Annotated in this window: 25 protein-coding genes; 18 read left to right on the forward strand and 7 right to left on the reverse strand. The window is 48.8% G+C overall.

Annotated elements, in window-relative coordinates; all coding sequences use genetic code 11:
* Positions 1-6 precede the first annotated feature (6 nt).
* The 7 genes from ACPXSQ_RS03140 to ACPXSQ_RS03170 all read right to left on the reverse strand — a co-directional run bounded on the left by ACPXSQ_RS03140 (position 7) and on the right by ACPXSQ_RS03170 (position 4,650).
* Positions 7-1,062 carry a tyrosine-type recombinase/integrase gene (locus tag ACPXSQ_RS03140; RefSeq protein ID WP_426142730.1) on the reverse strand — a complete coding sequence of 352 codons (1,056 nt, stop codon included), beginning with the start codon at positions 1,060-1,062 and terminating at the stop codon, positions 7-9.
* Positions 1,062-1,289, reverse strand: coding sequence for a DUF4224 domain-containing protein (locus ACPXSQ_RS03145; RefSeq protein ID WP_019106213.1), 228 nt, complete (start codon positions 1,287-1,289; stop codon positions 1,062-1,064). Before ACPXSQ_RS03145 ends, ACPXSQ_RS03140 begins: the two co-directional genes overlap by 1 nt.
* Before the next feature lie 45 nt (positions 1,290-1,334).
* Positions 1,335-1,679: a hypothetical protein gene (locus ACPXSQ_RS03150; RefSeq protein ID WP_426142732.1), complete on the reverse strand. Its 345-nt coding sequence runs from the start codon at positions 1,677-1,679 to the stop codon at positions 1,335-1,337.
* Positions 1,672-2,088 carry a hypothetical protein gene (locus ACPXSQ_RS03155; protein ID WP_426142734.1) on the reverse strand — a complete coding sequence of 139 codons (417 nt, stop codon included), beginning with the start codon at positions 2,086-2,088 and terminating at the stop codon, positions 1,672-1,674. Before ACPXSQ_RS03155 ends, ACPXSQ_RS03150 begins: the two co-directional genes overlap by 8 nt.
* Before the next feature lie 629 nt (positions 2,089-2,717).
* Positions 2,718-3,242 (reverse strand): hypothetical protein, encoded by a 525-nt coding sequence (locus ACPXSQ_RS03160; protein WP_426142736.1) that lies wholly within the window; start codon positions 3,240-3,242, stop codon positions 2,718-2,720.
* Between the two features lie 11 nt (positions 3,243-3,253).
* A complete protein-coding gene (locus tag ACPXSQ_RS03165; RefSeq protein WP_019106222.1) occupies positions 3,254-3,412 on the reverse strand; it encodes a DUF1317 family protein in 159 nt (52 codons plus the stop codon).
* 503 nt (positions 3,413-3,915) lie between these two features.
* Positions 3,916-4,650, reverse strand: coding sequence for a LexA family transcriptional regulator (locus ACPXSQ_RS03170; protein WP_019106223.1), 735 nt, complete (start codon positions 4,648-4,650; stop codon positions 3,916-3,918).
* A 53-nt stretch (positions 4,651-4,703) separates the two neighbouring features.
* Here ACPXSQ_RS03170 and ACPXSQ_RS03175 point away from each other — a divergent pair, with 53 nt between their 5' ends.
* From ACPXSQ_RS03175 to ACPXSQ_RS03260, 18 genes are all read left to right on the forward strand, one after another.
* A complete protein-coding gene (locus ACPXSQ_RS03175) occupies positions 4,704-4,952 on the forward strand; it encodes a transcriptional regulator (RefSeq protein ID WP_019106224.1) in 249 nt (82 codons plus the stop codon).
* 41 nt (positions 4,953-4,993) lie between these two features.
* Positions 4,994-5,530, forward strand: a complete 537-nt coding sequence (locus tag ACPXSQ_RS03180; protein ID WP_029570350.1) for a YmfL family putative regulatory protein — start codon at positions 4,994-4,996, stop codon at positions 5,528-5,530.
* 100 nt (positions 5,531-5,630) lie between these two features.
* Positions 5,631-5,828 carry a hypothetical protein gene (locus tag ACPXSQ_RS03185; protein WP_426142740.1) on the forward strand — a complete coding sequence of 66 codons (198 nt, stop codon included), beginning with the start codon at positions 5,631-5,633 and terminating at the stop codon, positions 5,826-5,828.
* On the forward strand, positions 5,818-6,000 hold the full coding sequence (locus tag ACPXSQ_RS03190) for a DUF4222 domain-containing protein (RefSeq protein WP_426142742.1): 183 nt from the start codon (positions 5,818-5,820) through the stop codon (positions 5,998-6,000). Before ACPXSQ_RS03185 ends, ACPXSQ_RS03190 begins: the two co-directional genes overlap by 11 nt.
* On the forward strand, positions 5,997-6,884 hold the full coding sequence (locus ACPXSQ_RS03195) for a conserved phage C-terminal domain-containing protein (RefSeq protein ID WP_426142744.1): 888 nt from the start codon (positions 5,997-5,999) through the stop codon (positions 6,882-6,884). Before ACPXSQ_RS03190 ends, ACPXSQ_RS03195 begins: the two co-directional genes overlap by 4 nt.
* Positions 6,885-6,893: 9 nt before the next feature.
* Positions 6,894-7,325, forward strand: coding sequence for a PerC family transcriptional regulator (locus tag ACPXSQ_RS03200; protein ID WP_426142746.1), 432 nt, complete (start codon positions 6,894-6,896; stop codon positions 7,323-7,325).
* Positions 7,322-7,444 (forward strand): hypothetical protein, encoded by a 123-nt coding sequence (locus ACPXSQ_RS03205; protein ID WP_264238186.1) that lies wholly within the window; start codon positions 7,322-7,324, stop codon positions 7,442-7,444. Before ACPXSQ_RS03200 ends, ACPXSQ_RS03205 begins: the two co-directional genes overlap by 4 nt.
* Positions 7,441-8,748 carry a ParB/RepB/Spo0J family partition protein gene (locus tag ACPXSQ_RS03210; RefSeq protein ID WP_426142748.1) on the forward strand — a complete coding sequence of 436 codons (1,308 nt, stop codon included), beginning with the start codon at positions 7,441-7,443 and terminating at the stop codon, positions 8,746-8,748. The genes ACPXSQ_RS03205 and ACPXSQ_RS03210 overlap by 4 nt, the downstream gene beginning before the upstream one ends.
* Positions 8,745-9,119 (forward strand): RusA family crossover junction endodeoxyribonuclease, encoded by a 375-nt coding sequence (locus ACPXSQ_RS03215; RefSeq protein WP_029570358.1) that lies wholly within the window; start codon positions 8,745-8,747, stop codon positions 9,117-9,119. The genes ACPXSQ_RS03210 and ACPXSQ_RS03215 overlap by 4 nt, the downstream gene beginning before the upstream one ends.
* A gap of 126 nt (positions 9,120-9,245) precedes the next feature.
* A complete protein-coding gene (locus ACPXSQ_RS03220; protein WP_426142751.1) occupies positions 9,246-9,965 on the forward strand; it encodes a phage antirepressor KilAC domain-containing protein in 720 nt (239 codons plus the stop codon).
* On the forward strand, positions 9,962-10,975 hold the full coding sequence (locus ACPXSQ_RS03225) for a DUF968 domain-containing protein (RefSeq protein ID WP_426142753.1): 1,014 nt from the start codon (positions 9,962-9,964) through the stop codon (positions 10,973-10,975). Before ACPXSQ_RS03220 ends, ACPXSQ_RS03225 begins: the two co-directional genes overlap by 4 nt.
* A gap of 20 nt (positions 10,976-10,995) precedes the next feature.
* On the forward strand, positions 10,996-11,397 hold the full coding sequence (locus tag ACPXSQ_RS03230) for an antiterminator Q family protein (protein WP_058706716.1): 402 nt from the start codon (positions 10,996-10,998) through the stop codon (positions 11,395-11,397).
* A 749-nt stretch (positions 11,398-12,146) separates the two neighbouring features.
* Entirely contained in the window at positions 12,147-12,500 is a 354-nt protein-coding gene (locus tag ACPXSQ_RS03235) for a phage holin, lambda family (protein WP_024471897.1), read from the forward strand.
* Positions 12,484-12,909 carry a lysozyme gene (locus tag ACPXSQ_RS03240; RefSeq protein ID WP_019105757.1) on the forward strand — a complete coding sequence of 142 codons (426 nt, stop codon included), beginning with the start codon at positions 12,484-12,486 and terminating at the stop codon, positions 12,907-12,909. The genes ACPXSQ_RS03235 and ACPXSQ_RS03240 overlap by 17 nt, the downstream gene beginning before the upstream one ends.
* A complete protein-coding gene (locus ACPXSQ_RS03245) occupies positions 12,906-13,358 on the forward strand; it encodes an Rz lytic protein (RefSeq protein ID WP_116584607.1) in 453 nt (150 codons plus the stop codon). Before ACPXSQ_RS03240 ends, ACPXSQ_RS03245 begins: the two co-directional genes overlap by 4 nt.
* A complete protein-coding gene (lysC, locus tag ACPXSQ_RS03250; RefSeq protein WP_426142756.1) occupies positions 13,255-13,485 on the forward strand; it encodes an Rz1-like lysis system protein LysC in 231 nt (76 codons plus the stop codon). Before ACPXSQ_RS03245 ends, lysC begins: the two co-directional genes overlap by 104 nt.
* An 85-nt stretch (positions 13,486-13,570) precedes the next feature.
* Positions 13,571-13,876, forward strand: a complete 306-nt coding sequence (locus ACPXSQ_RS03255; RefSeq protein WP_426142758.1) for a hypothetical protein — start codon at positions 13,571-13,573, stop codon at positions 13,874-13,876.
* A gap of 128 nt (positions 13,877-14,004) precedes the next feature.
* Complete coding sequence (locus ACPXSQ_RS03260; protein WP_426142760.1) at positions 14,005-14,268, forward strand: hypothetical protein; 264 nt, start codon at positions 14,005-14,007, stop codon at positions 14,266-14,268.
* Positions 14,269-14,401: the final 133 nt, after the last annotated feature.

The following is a 14,401-nucleotide window of genomic DNA, read 5'->3' on the forward strand; positions in this document are numbered from 1 at the left end:
TTGTTTTTATTTCTGCTTTTCAGAATATGGCTTCAGAATATGAAGCGCTTCCAGCTCTGCCCCAACCACCGGAACCACAGCGATTTTCCTGTCATATCGTGCCGTCTGTTCGACATTCTTGTGACCCGAAATTGCCCGCTTCTCGTAAATATCAACATTCAAATCTGAAACCCCTTTTGCCTTCAAATCATGAAACGTAAAGTTGAAATCAATGTCAGGGAATTTATCCTTTGCTTCCTGCTTCAGCTTCCTCCATCTGGCATTAAAACCATCTCTTGTATAACCGGCACCGGAAGGCTGGTGGATGATAAAAATACTGCTCATTCCTTTATTCAGTGGTAATGACTCTGCCAGGGCAATGACAGAACGGAGTCTTTCGCTCCAGCCCTTTATCTGGGCTACTGAAGTTTTGCTTTGCTTGATCAATATCCCTTGCTCAACAAGCTGAGTTTTCTTCATTGAAAGAACGTCAGCCTGCCGCGCCAGACACAAATATGCTAGCTCCATGGCTATTTTCTCAACGGGCGAAGCGAGGCTATACAAGGCTGCATACTCCTCGTGCGTAACATAACGGTCGCGAGACTTTTCTTTGTACTGTTTGACCCCTTTAGTGGGATTTCCCTTCACCAACCCACGCTCATATCCCCATCGATAAACACGTGAAATAAACGCCTTCTCACGGTTAGCCTGAACACGGCTTTTCAGTCCGCGTTTATCCATATATTTACGGATGTGTTCCGGTTTAATGGAGTCAGGGGGCATCTTCCCGAATACGGCCAAAACTTTAACCGAGTATTTTCGGTAGTCTTTTTGCGTTTCTTTGGCTAATTCAAAAAAATCTGGAGAGTTAAAAAAGGATTCTGCCAGGCCTTCGAATGCATCTTCACGCTTACGTTCGTTAATAAGCGCTTCGTAAGCTATCCAGACCTGAGCCTTCGTGCTGTCTATGTCGCATAGCCGGACTGTGCCGCCGTTTTTGGGTTTAAATTCGTAAGCAGAACGGCCCCGATAAACGCGGGGCGGTAACCAGTTATCTTCCTTGTTCTTTCTGACTCTTGCCATCAGTCTAACGCTCCAAAATCTGGCTCATTCATGTCATTGGTAGTCTGTTTACGCGATGCCAGTGGATCATTGAAATGCTGCCATGTGGTTCGCGGCCTGCCATCCCTTCGCACCATAAAAAATATTCCAGCATTTTTAAGACACTGGCATTGCTTTGAAGGCGTTTTGTAGCCTGTCAGTTGCTCAATGTCGGCATCGGAAATAATTTCGTTATTGCTCTGGTTCATACCCCACACACTCCCGCTGCAACAGGTTTGAAAAGCCGTGACAGGTCACGGCGCTATAACCAATTTAGTTTCATGCCAGCCAAGGCGAACCCAACAGGCTGACTCTTCTTTCAGTGGGCAATCCTGCACAGGCAGGCAATCACCACACTTACCGCACTTGCGCTTACTCATCGATTTGAACCGGCTACGGACCCGCGCATCGTCCTGGCGAATAAGCAGAGCGATATACTCTGCCATTTCGTAGGGCTCACGACCCGGACGGCGGGTGGCACAGTTCTGCTCCAGTATCGCCAGTTCCTGCTCATCGAGAACAATCTCCAGCTTTTTGACACCGGCAGCGGCCTGTCTGGCGCGCTGCTCTGCTTTGCGTTCGGCGGGGGATTTAGGCACGGCCTTTCTCCACTTTGTGGATTTCCATATTCAGGTCATTCAGCTTGAACTGTGCCGTTTTGATACGGGCGCGGCAGTTTGTTTCTTCACGTTTAAGCTTTTCCAAGCCGTCTCGATGGTCTTTTATTTCCTGACGGAGGCTCTTTAGCTCCCAGTCAACTTTCGATTCGCCTTTTGCACGTTCATTTATCCAGTCAAATGGATCGACCACGGCACCGCAATGGCGACATGTGAGGCTCCGATAATGAGCGTCAACCAAAACATTGGCATGTTGGCATCGGTAAGGAGCATCTTTAGGCTTTTCAGCCTCAACAAGATTGCGCATTTCTTTAATGTCTGAATTGCCGTCAAAACGTTTAGTGAATGCCAGCACGTTATCTGATTCATCTGGCTCATGGATATCAGTCATCCTTACCTCCCGGCGCTGATGGCATGACATCAGCCAGTAAAATTCTGAATGCCTTCATCATCGCCGATTCTGGTACGCTTTCATCAGCATAGAAGGCATCGAGTGCATTCATCATGGCTTTGAGCGACGGTTTATCGCTTACAGGCTGTGCGGTGGCGTTAAGGCGCTCAATAGCCGATAAAGCATCTTCATAATGAAGCTGACAGGTTCCTGTCCATGGCTCACCGCTCTTGATTACGCTGGCGAATAGACCTAAACATACAGCGTAAGAGTTTTTCCATTACCTTTCCTATACGCACTGGAAACAATGGATCGCCCTGCCAGTAGTGAGTAGAATTACCGTTTCTGTTAGTCCAGCGCTCCACTTGCCAGCCATACAGAACAGCTGGGGAAATAAATTTAAGTTCGTTAAGGCTTAGCTTCATATCAACCCGCCTTATCCGCATGGCTTTCTTCAACCGTAGATTTACCCAAATCGGTTGGGTACCACCTCATCGCCTTATAGTCATAATCCGCTAACCCTCTACGCTCTAAGGCACTCAATGTAGGGTTGGTGCATGAGTGAGGAATAAAACCTTTTCCGCTCACAAGCGCTCTTAGCATCGTTCTTTGTGGGTACGTTAAATTTTTCATTTGGCACCCGCCTTATCCGCAGTGTCATGGGGGCCGGAGCGGAGTTGCTCGGCGATCTGGTCACAGATGTGAGTTAGGCTAACGAGCGAAATTGCAGGGTGAGATTTTACCAGGTCCACACCTTCCGCCCGCACCGAGTTCAGGTAAGCGTCGGTGGCTGGGGTTTGCGGAGGTGTCATTGCGCAAATAACCGCCTTTGCCACATCATCGTCGTTAACTACCCAAGTCCAACTACCACAGTCATTGGAGTCCCAGTCGAACTGAGCAGTGCTATTAACCGCATCAACAGCTTCTTCTGGCAGATTTTCAGGATGAAATGCAGACTTAAGCGCCGCATTCTCAGCCGCCATCGAATCCATCTTCTGCTGCAATTCATCACCACGGACGATGGCGCAATCCAGACGTGTAGAAAGGGCAGAGACAAGCTTTGCGATTTCAGTAAGTGGCATATCAGCATCAAGCGCTTTAGCGAACTGATGACCGGCTTCAACAAGCTCTTTGTTTGATTTATTCGATAACATGCTGGTGGCCCTCAGTGAAAAACGATGTTGCAGTTAAGGCGCTCAGCTTCGTTCTGCGCCCTGATAGGATTTTTAATAACGGTCCCGTCAGGCATCAGCCAGCCATTGAGCAGATGGCTATAGGGCAGGGTGATACGGCCAACGGTGATAGGGTCGTCTGACTTTTCCATGAATACTCCACACACGATTTTTGGTTGCACTAATCCCTTGCCGAAGATGGCAATAAAAATTTTGGGATTTAGTAAATTGGCTGCTGGGTTACTGCAACAACCCAGAGCCGCGCCTCCACACTTGAAGGTTGTTGTGACATGTCACAACGAAGAGAACACTCAGCGCCTCTGTGGCGCGGCCTTATGCGCCCGCCAAATGCTCTCATCGTTGTGCAAAAAAGTGCGGTTAAACCGGGTGAACATTACCTTCGCTCTCCTTATGGGATGAAAGCCCCGGAGTAACCGCCAAGTACAACAAACTCTCTTTCCTGGATTCACAGCAACAACATCACGTCATCTTTTCAGCTAACTACGCGGAACCGATGTGTAGAATATAGCTACTTTAAGTAGATAAATGCAACAACAAAAAGTAGAAAATGAGGGTGTTTTATAGCGCATTTCATTATGTGCATGAATTTAGTGCGAAAAAAAACCGGCTTTCGCCGGTCTGCTTGTATTGAATGCTAGCCGAAATCAAGCATTTTCAAAGGTAAGCACCTGATAAGCTTTCCGAAAATGAAAAGCTCAGACATTTCATTTTCTTCAATGAAAAACGGGGGATAGTTTTCATTGTCTGATAGAACCGCAAGCCTTCTGCCTTTAACTTTTTGAAGTCGCTTAACAAATGTCGAATCTTCAAAGTTAAAAACATAAACCCCATCACCGTTAAAGTGATCAACGCTCCTGTCAATGAAGAGTAAATCTCTTGGGCTAAGGGTAGGCATCATGCTATCGCCATCAACGTTGATAAGCTCAATGCCATCTAATGTTTTACGACCAAAAAGCTCATAGACACGCTCATCGGGAATTTCTATTGAGCTTATCACTGTCGGAAAAGGTTGATTGATGTAGCCGTGTCCAGCAGAAGCGTGAACATCAAACTGCTTGATCCTGACCGTGCCTTTCTCTGGCTTATCAAAGCCATCAATCACTCCGTAATCGAGATAGGCAGGCGAGACTGACAACTTCTCGGCAATCTTAAGCATTTTTTCATCCCTCGGCTTAGCTGTGCCCAGAGTGTAACGACGCGCCATCTCATAAGAGACGCCACTGAATTCTGATAGTTCTTTGACTCCGAGCGACAAGGTCTGGAGCGACTTGTTAAGCCTGACGGCAAAGTCTTTGTATTTAGCTTCTTCCACCATGAGTGGAAGATTAAGCGCACAAAGCATAGTTGTCATTTCTATTTTAAGTTGCATATTATTACTACTTTAAGTAGTATCAAATTCAACCCATCATTGAGGAATGAGTCATGCGTCAAAGCTTCAAAAACATCAGCGAGAAAGCTGTTAAGTCAGTGGGGTCAATGTCTGAAGTTTCCAGGCGATTTGGTTTCAGCTCTGTTCAATCAGTTGCCAACTGGGTATCTAAAAACCGAGTCCCGCCTGAGCGCGTGATTCCATTATGCGAATGGGGCGGGTGGGCTGTGACACCTCATCAACTTCGACCAGATATTTACCCAAATGCCAAAGATGGCTTACCTGGCCGAAAGTCAGCTTAAAACCAAACCCAAAAAAACATAACTACCCAAGGAAAAACAAAATGGTAGACACGATTAACCAGGCAGTACGCCAGATGTGCAAAGCACATAAGCACGGTCGCTTAGGCATGGCTGCTGATTTAGGCATGAGTATCGATCAGTTCCACAACCATCTCTACAAGAAGTGCGGCAGTCGCTTTTTCACCCTAGATGAGCTGATGAAAATGGAAGTACTGACTGGTACCCATTGCGTAGCGGAGTTCATGGCCGTTCGTCATGGAATGCTGCTGGTGGACATTAAGGCCGCTGGCGAAATGGACAAGGTTGATTTGTTCGATACGCAGATGAAGGCCAAAGCCGCTGAAGGTGAACTGGCAACTGCCCAGCTTGAAGCTATGGCAGATGGCGTCATCGACCATCACGAGCGCAAAACGCTGTCAGCGTTATTCCGCAAAAAACTCAATCATCAGGTTCACGGATTTTTTGGCCTCATTGCGCTCTTTAGCGCAGGCACCGCAGATCACGCCGTGGACATGTTCGTATCAAGCGGGAGGAAAGCTGATGTTGCCGGAATGCAGTTCGAAGCGCAGGACATTTGAAGTGATTTCAGATTTATCAGGGGCCAGAAAAGGTGAACGCCCCGGGTTGCAGCCTAGGGCGTTCGGTGCGAGTAAATCAACGTGTGTGGAGACTCATCGCATGAGCATTGTAAATCAGAAACCGTTGTCAGGGCAATTCCGCTGCCGTTATCAGGCTGGCGTTCCTGTCTATGAGCAAATCATATCCTCATCGGATAAGGCCCACAACTACCAGTGCGTGCCGCGTCTGGTAGTCGAATCCGCCTGGGCAGAGTTTTATCGTCGCCCCGCAGATGCCGGGGTGAGTCATGGAAACTGAAGTCATTAAGCCCTGGATTGAGCGCTACACCGATCCGCGTGGAGTTGCAGTTATAACTGTCGGCGTAGATACGGTTAATCACCGTGTGATCTTCCGCCGTACTGATTATCCCCATGATTGCATGCTGCCGCGTGTGTTGTTCAGTCAGAAGTTCAGGAAGGTATCACCATGAGTAATCTTATCTCGTTGCTTGATAGGCCAATCGCTTATCAGGCGTGTTTCGTGCGCTTTGGTGGTGTTACCGGTGCTGTCCTGCTGTCTCAGTTGGTCTACTGGCATAACCGCATGGATGGCTCCTGGTTCTACAAAACTCAGAAGGAAATCAAAAGCGAAACTGGCCTGTCGCGTGAAGAACAGGAAACAGCCCGTCGCCGTCTTATTTCAGCAGGAGTGATTGAGGAAGATCGCCGTGGTGTGCCCGCGAAACTATTTTTCAGAGTCAAAGCAGACCGCTTAGAGGCGCTGCTTCTAAAGAGTGAGGGAAAGCCGCAATCCAGTATGCGGGAATCCCGCATTCAAGAAAGCGGCATTGCCGCAGACAAGAATGCGGATATGCCGCAGGCAAGTTTGCGGGAAACCCACTCGCCAGCGTGCGGGAATCCCGCATTCATTCATACAGTAGATTACCAAGAGACTACTACAGAGATTACAACAGAGAGTTCTTGTCAGGTTGCTGCGCAACCCGACCCTGCTGTTCAGATAACTGATATGGCTAAACAGGTTCTCAAACACCTCAACATGACCACAGGCGCTAAGTTTCAAACATGCCGTTCGTCTCTGGAAAACATAAAGGCGCGTATTTCTGAGGGCTACGAACTGTCAGAACTTCTGCTGGTGGTCGATTACAAGCATGAGCACTGGAAAGATACCGAGCAGGAGCAGTACCTGCGCCCGGCCACGCTGTTTATCCCTAAAAACTTCCCTGGCTATCTCCAGTCGGCCACCAAGTGGAATAAGTCTGGTCGTCCTAAATGCCTCAACGGCAAATGGGTGCGTGACGTGATGGCTATCCCTTCAACCGATTATGCCATCCCAGATGGCTTCCGTGGCGCTTAAGGGGGATTCATGGACAACGCCGAAATTATTCTTGAATGCCTCCGCACTCACGGTGGGATGAGCATGAAGCGCATCAGCGAAAAGACAGGCATTAAGTACGCAACAGCCCGCGATGCCGTTTTTCAGATGTGCGAGCAGCTCATACTGATTCGCAATCAGAAGTGGCTGTTTACGGTAAACACCGCACCACGGCCTGAAGAGAACGGTGACTATCTCAAAGCCGTTCAGACAGCGACTGAGCTTGAGAGCAAGGGCCTGTGGCTTCGCGCAAGCCATAACTGGTTGAACGCAATGATGACAGCCACCTTCGAACACAACCGGCAGGTTGCTAAAGTCAGGAGCGATAACTGCGCGGCCAGAGGCGCTATTCGCTGCGGCAGCTATAGCGGCATCAACAGTGGGAAAGTCAGCGATTACTGGCAGTGGGAGGTTCACCGATGAAACCAGCCCTTAAGCGCCACTTTGAGGAACACGAATATTTCTACAGGGCATTGCCGGAAGTGCTGGTGATCATCCTGTTACTGATTATCTCTCTGGTTATGGAGTTACACACAGTATGACTAACTTATCTCAGGTTTATAAAGGCAAAGGCGAAAAAGGGATCAACATCACTACGCGCAAAACCTATTTGCTGAGCGTTGATGAGCTTTACGTCGAGCCTGGTTATAACGTTCGTGATATTGACCAGACCCACGTTGATGAATTCCGTGATGCGTTTATCGCTGGTGAGCATGTCCCGCCGCTTGCCGTCCAGGTCACTGAGCAGGGCATCAAGGTTATCGACGGGCATCACCGTTACTTCGGCGCAAAGCTGGCTCAGGAAGCTGGTCATGAGCTGCGCCTTGAGTGCAAAGACTTCGTTGGCAGTGAAGCAGACCGCATCGCCTTCATGGTGACAAGCAGCCAGGGCAGGGCATTACTTCCGCTTGAACGTGCCGCTGCCTATCAGCGCCTGGTCAATCAGGGCTGGGAACCGGCAGAGATAGCGAAGAAGGTTAAGCGTTCGGTTACTGACGTTGAGCAGCACCTTCAGCTTCTGACTGTTGGCGATGGGCTGATTGATATGGTCAGGTCTGGCGAAGTAGCAGCAACCACTGCGTTAGCCCTTCAGCGTGAGCATGGTGCAAAGGCTTCCAGTGTTGCACAACAGCAGATGGAAAAGGTCAAAGCCGCGGGCAAAAAGAAACTGACCAAAACCGCCGCGATGCCGAAGTTCAACGCAGAGAAGGCGCGGCGATTGGTCGAATTGCTATGCGATGCGCAGTCAGGAGACGATGAAGACGGCCTGACAGCGCTGTATCACAATTCCAGCTACACCGATGAGATCATGTCTATTCTGGCGGAATACCGTGAAGGCATCCCCGGCGCTGAAAAAGCTGCGGAACCAGAGCTGATTCAGGAGCAGCAGGGCGGCGAAGATTTACCGCTTAAGCGTGTCGATATTCTGGAGCAAAGTGGCGTTGAGACAATGGCCTGTGTAGTGGCTGCGTTCGGCATGAAGCACGAATACAGCTTCAGTGAGTCTAAATACGCCCACGTATGGGCCTCAGATTCAGTTGAAAGCCCAGAGATGTTGGTTGTGCCTGCTGAAACCATCCAGAAGGCAAAGCGACTCATTCAGGAGCACAAGGACGATCTTGAATTAAAACTGTGGGTTGCTGAAAAGTTTGAAGGCCCGGATGAAGACAGCTTCCGCTTCCGTCGCTTCCATTCGGCACTGGTCGAAACCCGCCTTGTTAAACCCTGCACAGTGGGAGAGTTCATTGAGCTGGTGGAGCAGACAGACCCGAACTGCTGGGAAAACGTCCGCCTCTTACGTGGAGCAGTCAAAGAGCTGTTAGCCGAAGAGGGTTATACCGTATGAAGTTAACCCTGCCATTTCCACCAAGCGTTAACGGTTACTGGCGGGCTACGAATACAGGTATGAAAATTAGCGCCTCCGGGCGCTCTTTTCGTTCCAACGCAATCGCAGCCATTCTTACGCAACTCAAGCGCCGCCCTCAGCCCATTACAGTGAACGTTGAAGTTACTGTGTTGCTGTACCCGCCAGACAAGCGCAATCGCGACCTGGACAACTACCAAAAAGCGCTGTTCGACAGCCTTACGCATGCTGGCGTATGGGTGGATGACAGGCAGATAAAGCGATTCACTGTAGAGTGGGGAGAGCAGGTTAAACAGGGCAAAGCAGAGGTGACTATCAGCCCGTTCAACTTTGGGAGAAATGAATTTAAATAGCGGTTATAGTGCAAATACCGGGGATATGTTGCAGATGCCTCTGGTAAAGGTTGGTCCCGTTCACTTGCAGGTGATGGGGCGGGACCGTTTAAAAATAATGCGTGTAAAGTGTGTGGAGAGTTCAAAATGCTAAATCAATCAGCGGGCGCTAATGCGCCTGTAGTCAGTACTATCCCATCCCTAACCATGACCAGCCGTGAAATTGCAGAGCTGACAGGCAAACGCCATTTCGATGTCATGAAAGATATCGAACGCATGTATGAGCAGCTAAAAGAGGACGTGCAAGGGTGTGCGCAAAAGTTCGTACACCCCCAGAATGGTCAGGAATATCAGCAATACCATCTTGATCGTGAGCACACCGAATGCCTCATCACCGGTTACAGTGCCATTCTCCGCATGAAAGTTATTAAGCGGCTGCATGAGTTAGAGGAAAGCCAGCCAGTTAAAATTCCGCAGACCTTTGCTGAGGCGCTCCGCCTGGCCGCCGAAATGGAAGAGGAGAAGGAACGTCTGCAGCTACAGCTTACTGAAGCCTCACCAAAGGTTGCTTTCGTGGATCGTTATGTCACGGCTACAGGGTCAATGACATTCCGCCAGGTGGCAAAACTTCTTGAGGCCAAAGAGCCAGAGCTTCGTCTGTTCCTTCTTGATAGCCGGATCATGTACCGACTCAATGGTGTCATGACTCCCTATAGCCAGCACATCGAAGCCGGTCGGTTTGAAGTCAGAACCGGCACCACTACCGATTCAAATTATGCCTTCAGTCAGTCACGCTTCACTGCCAAAGGCATTCAGTGGATTGGCGGGCTGTGGACGGCTCACAAAGCGGAAAGGGGTGATGAGTGAGAGCACTGCTAACGCCTGAGGTTGCTCCGCGCACAGGGATAGTGCTGCTCAAGCCTGGCTCAGACCTGATGGGGATGTTTCGTGGCCGCGTTCTGGTGAGTACGCCTACACCGGATATGGCTGACCTTCCATCGGGCAGGATCAATGACGGCACACAGCCGCTACTTGATGAGCCATCCCTTACCCCGTTCTTCAGTCATGATCGCGTTATAGCTGCCGCTGGTGGACCTAATGGCCTGGCTGGGTTTGTTCGTGGCTTTGGCTTCTGCCAGTGGCATGACGATGCAACATGGCATCACCATGAATTCACGCTTCACGAGACTGAATCCGGCCTGGTGTCATTGTGCTACAGCCACGATAATCAGTTCAGGGAGCATGGCACACCCGGCAAGCTGGACAACATCGCCAAGGGGAATACAGCGCTGTGGATAATCAGGATGGTTTGCAGCCAGCTTGGTTTGCATGGCGAACATCAGCTTACGCTGCCCGAGCTTTGCTGGTGGGCCTCACTGAATGACCTTATCGACCTGATGCCAGAAGCACCAGCACGGCGGGTTCTTCGTATGCCAGTAAAGATTATCTCAGGTGAGCTTAAAGAATCGCATATCGCGCCAGAATGTCAGCCTGAACAGGTCATTCAGCAGGCCGCTGAGCAGGTCAAAAAGATAATCACCCTCGTAGCTGACCCTGAATCGCCTGAGTCATTCATGAGGCGGCCTAAGCGTAAGCGCTGGGAGAGCCAGAAATACACACAGTGGGTTAAGGCGCAGAAATGCGCATGCTGCGCTAATCCGGCAGATGATCCGCATCACATCATCGGACACGGTCAGGGAGGTATGGGAACAAAGGCACATGATTTATTCGTGATACCGCTTTGCAGGGCGCATCACGACGAGTTACACCGCGACCCAAAACTTTTTGAGTCGAATTACGGCAGTCAGATTGAACTGTTATTCCGGTTTCTTGATCACGCTATTGCAGTTGGCGTCATTGGGACAGATAAAAAATAAGTGTGTGGAGGAAATTTAATATGCGTGACATTCAACTGGTTTTAGAGCGTTGGGGTGGCTGGGCTGCATGTGAAGGTACTCAGGTGGGCTGGAATCCAACAAGCCCCATGTTTATTACACTGCTGCCAAAGAGCACCAGTAGCCGTCCTTCGTGCTGCGACAATGACGGCATGATTATTGATACCGCTGTTGGGATGCTTAAAAAGGTTGGTCGCCTGGATGAACTGGATTTAATTATGGCGCACTACCGTTATGACGTTTCCAAATCAACAATTGCCCGCTGGCTTAAATGCTCAGAGGGTAAAGTGCGCCAAAAGCTGATGATCGCTGAGACGTTTATTGATGCCTGCATACTGATGACAGATGCCCGGCTTGAGATGGATGAAGCCACTCAGAAAACTATTTTTCAAAAAACCGCTTAATCTGCTTTTCGTTACGAATTTCTCTAGGTAATCTGTTAAGAGTGGTAACAACGCATAGCTTCTTAAATTAGAAACCTCGCCAACCGGCGGGGTTTTTTCATTTCCACACAATACCAAAGGCACTGAGCGCAGACGGTTTATCCGTTCTGTCCAGGACTGCAAACCTGTAGCGCCTTTCATATTGTGATATTCACAGCCAGATTAACCCTGTTGCCGACGGGCAAAGAAACTATCGCGGAATGCGTCAGGGATTTATGATGAATGGATTTACGAAACAATACGCTTTCAACTTATTGAAAGTTAATGACTTTGCAATGGATATCTATACTTTAGTGTAGTTACAATTGCACTTAAGGTTAGTTGTTCTGGTTAGGGCTAAGTATTAGCTTTGCTAAATGATTTCTTGATGGCTCTTAAGTGAAGATTCAAGGCTCTGTTTTGAAAAAAAGTCTCCAACTTCACCATCCTGCGAAGATATCTGAAGTTGGAGATGCTAAGTAGCGAACACAGGGAAAATCCAATACCAACATATCGGATTGGTTAGATAAAATAAACAGTTCGGAAACATTTAAGCTCACATATGTGAGCTTTTTTTGTGCCCGATCAAAATCCAAGAGGTCGCCATCGTGCGGCCTTTTTTCGTTTTTGCGCTCGCCAATCAGCAATCACTTACCCTTTGACGCCGTGGCGATGCGCAATCTTTTCCTCAACGACAAGCCGCCATCATTTCGGTGGCGGGAACTAAGCGCATGCCTCCAGAAAAAGACCCGGGCTTTTGGGCCACAGTGCTGCTGTGGCTGTATGCCCACAAAACAGAATGGGGATATGCCGGGGTAGCAGGCATGTTTTCACTATTACGTAGTGCCTATGCAAAAAGCCCGTGGAGTAAGCGGGTTCTCGACGCTGTTTCCTGTAGTGCGCTGGCGTTCTTCGCTGGTCCGACGCTTCAGGTAATGGGCGCTTTATTTAACTGGAACATCCCTGACGCTGCCGCACAGGTATTCGCGGTTTATATCGGGTATGTGGGTAATGACTACATCAGCGACAAGTTGCGCGGGTGGATAGCCAGAAAAACAGGGGATACTGATGCAAACCAGCAATAATGGCATGGACCTGATTAAGCGCTTCGAAGGCCTGAAGCTTGAGGCATATCGCGACAGCGTAGGCATTCCCACTATCGGCTACGGGCATACCCATGGTGTAAAGATGGGTGATGTGATTACCGGCGAGCAGGCTGACAAATATCTGCGTGAAGATTTGCTGGTGGCAGAGCTGACCATCAACACCAACGTTAAGGTGAAACTGACACAAAACCAGTTCGATGCGCTGGCGTCATTTGTTTTCAACCTGGGTTCCGGCAACTTCGTTAAATCAACGCTGCTTAAAAAGCTTAACGCAGGCGACTTCGCTGGCGCAGCAGATGAGTTCGGTAAGTGGGTTAACGCAGGAGGCAAGAAATTAGCAGGCCTTGTTAAACGCCGTGCAGCAGAGCGAGAGGTGTTTATCTCATGAACCCATTAAACCTCGTTAAAACTTTTTCACCTCTCATCGTCATTGGCCTGATTTGCCTGGCACTCTGGATGCTTAATGCCCGTAGCTCACAGCTTGAGGCAACCAATCAGCGCCTTGAGAAGCTGGCAAACAGCAAAGACGAGCAGATTAACGACCTGCGTTCCAAGAATGACGGCCTTGCTACCAGCGTTAACGAGCTTGTGACAGCCGTTAAGCACCAGAATGAAGTAATGGGGCAGGTCACCGAACAACGCGCCGTAACAGCACAGCAGAACCGGAAACTACAGAATGAAATCAAGCAATATCTTGCAGCGGATAAGTGCGCTGTTGCTCCTGTTCCCGCTGATGCTGCTGACAGGTTGCGGAGTGCAGCAAAAGCCGCAAGTGGAGTACCGGACAATCAGCCAGCCACGGCTAAACCTTCCGGCAGAACTGACAAGCCCGATTGAAGCGCCAGTGCCGCCCGATCCAATGCTGTTCGGTGACAGCGTAAGCCTCAATGCAGAGCTATACGGCATAGTGGCCCAGTGCAATATCGACAGGGCAGCAATAAGGCAGATTGAAGCATCCCGCTAAAGAAAAGCACCTGTGAGAGGCAATGAAACCAGAAGCGTGTTTGGCTATTATCCAAGAGGTAAGCAAAAACCTTAAGGAAAAATAAATGATTTACTCAAATATCCATACACGCTACATAACCAGTAGGAAGAGCAGCAGACTTGTAAGGTACGACCTGATTCAAATTGATTCAGATACCTATGTTGCAAAAGTTTGGGATGATCAGCAGCGGGGACTTTCCAAGCCTGGCTCTATTGTCGAACTAGAATCGTTGGATTTTACCCGCTCTGAATATCAATCAGTTTATGGGATGGGTGGCTTTCAGAAATCTGTTCCGTCTTCTTCCCCTCCTTCATTCGAAGGTTACATGTGGGAGAAGTGCCAAGAGCACAGAAACAGCATCACTGATTAGAAAGTTAGCACTAATCCTCCGACAAGGGATAACGGTTAGCCACGCTGTGAAGCGTTGCGAGTCCGACCTAAACATCAAATTTTTGATTATGTTAAAATGACCTCCTCATAATCAGTAAGGAGATGAAGATGTCAGATGCAATCGTCAGTGTTATATCCCCGAAGAATTGCCCTATGAGAGCAGATAGATGGAAAGAAGAGGATTTTGATATTGAATACCTTGACATTGAAATTGATTTAAAAAGTCTTATTACCTTCAATGACATTCCTAAGTTCTCTGCATTGAATGCTTTTATTGATGGTGAAGATGCAGGATTTTACACGTTAATAGTTAAATCATCCGAACGGTATGTTCTAGCTAAAGGCGAGATTGATAAGCTTTACAAAAATTAGCCTCCATCTGGAGGTTTTTTATTTTGTGCTGAAAAATGCATTCAGTGAGTTCAATTTTCAGCATAAACACAATGAATCATCGGCTGGTGGTATCACCATTGCCGAGGGTTATATCTATCTGACCAGCAGGAAA

Source organism: Pantoea sp. EEL5 (assembly GCF_049892805.1).
GTDB lineage: Bacteria > Pseudomonadota > Gammaproteobacteria > Enterobacterales > Enterobacteriaceae > Pantoea > Pantoea ananatis.

Excerpts from the sequence above, each read along its gene's own strand:
- ACPXSQ_RS03140 (WP_426142730.1), bottom strand. The coding sequence starts at position 1,062 with ATGGCAAGAGTCAGAAAGAACAAGGAAGATAACTGGTTACCGCCCCGC.
- ACPXSQ_RS03145 (WP_019106213.1), bottom strand. The coding sequence starts at position 1,289 with ATGAACCAGAGCAATAACGAAATTATTTCCGATGCCGACATTGAGCAA.
- ACPXSQ_RS03155 (WP_426142734.1), bottom strand. The coding sequence starts at position 2,088 with ATGACTGATATCCATGAGCCAGATGAATCAGATAACGTGCTGGCATTC.
- ACPXSQ_RS03160 (WP_426142736.1), bottom strand. The coding sequence starts at position 3,242 with ATGTTATCGAATAAATCAAACAAAGAGCTTGTTGAAGCCGGTCATCAG.
- ACPXSQ_RS03165 (WP_019106222.1), bottom strand. The coding sequence starts at position 3,412 with ATGGAAAAGTCAGACGACCCTATCACCGTTGGCCGTATCACCCTGCCC.
- ACPXSQ_RS03170 (WP_019106223.1), bottom strand. The coding sequence starts at position 4,650 with ATGCAACTTAAAATAGAAATGACAACTATGCTTTGTGCGCTTAATCTT.
- ACPXSQ_RS03175 (WP_019106224.1), top strand. The coding sequence starts at position 4,704 with ATGCGTCAAAGCTTCAAAAACATCAGCGAGAAAGCTGTTAAGTCAGTG.
- ACPXSQ_RS03180 (WP_029570350.1), top strand. The coding sequence starts at position 4,994 with ATGGTAGACACGATTAACCAGGCAGTACGCCAGATGTGCAAAGCACAT.
- ACPXSQ_RS03185 (WP_426142740.1), top strand. The coding sequence starts at position 5,631 with ATGAGCATTGTAAATCAGAAACCGTTGTCAGGGCAATTCCGCTGCCGT.
- ACPXSQ_RS03190 (WP_426142742.1), top strand. The coding sequence starts at position 5,818 with ATGGAAACTGAAGTCATTAAGCCCTGGATTGAGCGCTACACCGATCCG.
- ACPXSQ_RS03195 (WP_426142744.1), top strand. The coding sequence starts at position 5,997 with ATGAGTAATCTTATCTCGTTGCTTGATAGGCCAATCGCTTATCAGGCG.
- ACPXSQ_RS03200 (WP_426142746.1), top strand. The coding sequence starts at position 6,894 with ATGGACAACGCCGAAATTATTCTTGAATGCCTCCGCACTCACGGTGGG.
- ACPXSQ_RS03205 (WP_264238186.1), top strand. The coding sequence starts at position 7,322 with ATGAAACCAGCCCTTAAGCGCCACTTTGAGGAACACGAATATTTCTAC.
- ACPXSQ_RS03210 (WP_426142748.1), top strand. The coding sequence starts at position 7,441 with ATGACTAACTTATCTCAGGTTTATAAAGGCAAAGGCGAAAAAGGGATC.
- ACPXSQ_RS03215 (WP_029570358.1), top strand. The coding sequence starts at position 8,745 with ATGAAGTTAACCCTGCCATTTCCACCAAGCGTTAACGGTTACTGGCGG.
- ACPXSQ_RS03220 (WP_426142751.1), top strand. The coding sequence starts at position 9,246 with ATGCTAAATCAATCAGCGGGCGCTAATGCGCCTGTAGTCAGTACTATC.
- ACPXSQ_RS03230 (WP_058706716.1), top strand. The coding sequence starts at position 10,996 with ATGCGTGACATTCAACTGGTTTTAGAGCGTTGGGGTGGCTGGGCTGCA.
- ACPXSQ_RS03235 (WP_024471897.1), top strand. The coding sequence starts at position 12,147 with ATGCCTCCAGAAAAAGACCCGGGCTTTTGGGCCACAGTGCTGCTGTGG.
- ACPXSQ_RS03240 (WP_019105757.1), top strand. The coding sequence starts at position 12,484 with ATGCAAACCAGCAATAATGGCATGGACCTGATTAAGCGCTTCGAAGGC.
- ACPXSQ_RS03245 (WP_116584607.1), top strand. The coding sequence starts at position 12,906 with ATGAACCCATTAAACCTCGTTAAAACTTTTTCACCTCTCATCGTCATT.
- lysC (WP_426142756.1), top strand. The coding sequence starts at position 13,255 with ATGCTGCTGACAGGTTGCGGAGTGCAGCAAAAGCCGCAAGTGGAGTAC.
- ACPXSQ_RS03255 (WP_426142758.1), top strand. The coding sequence starts at position 13,571 with ATGATTTACTCAAATATCCATACACGCTACATAACCAGTAGGAAGAGC.
- ACPXSQ_RS03260 (WP_426142760.1), top strand. The coding sequence starts at position 14,005 with ATGTCAGATGCAATCGTCAGTGTTATATCCCCGAAGAATTGCCCTATG.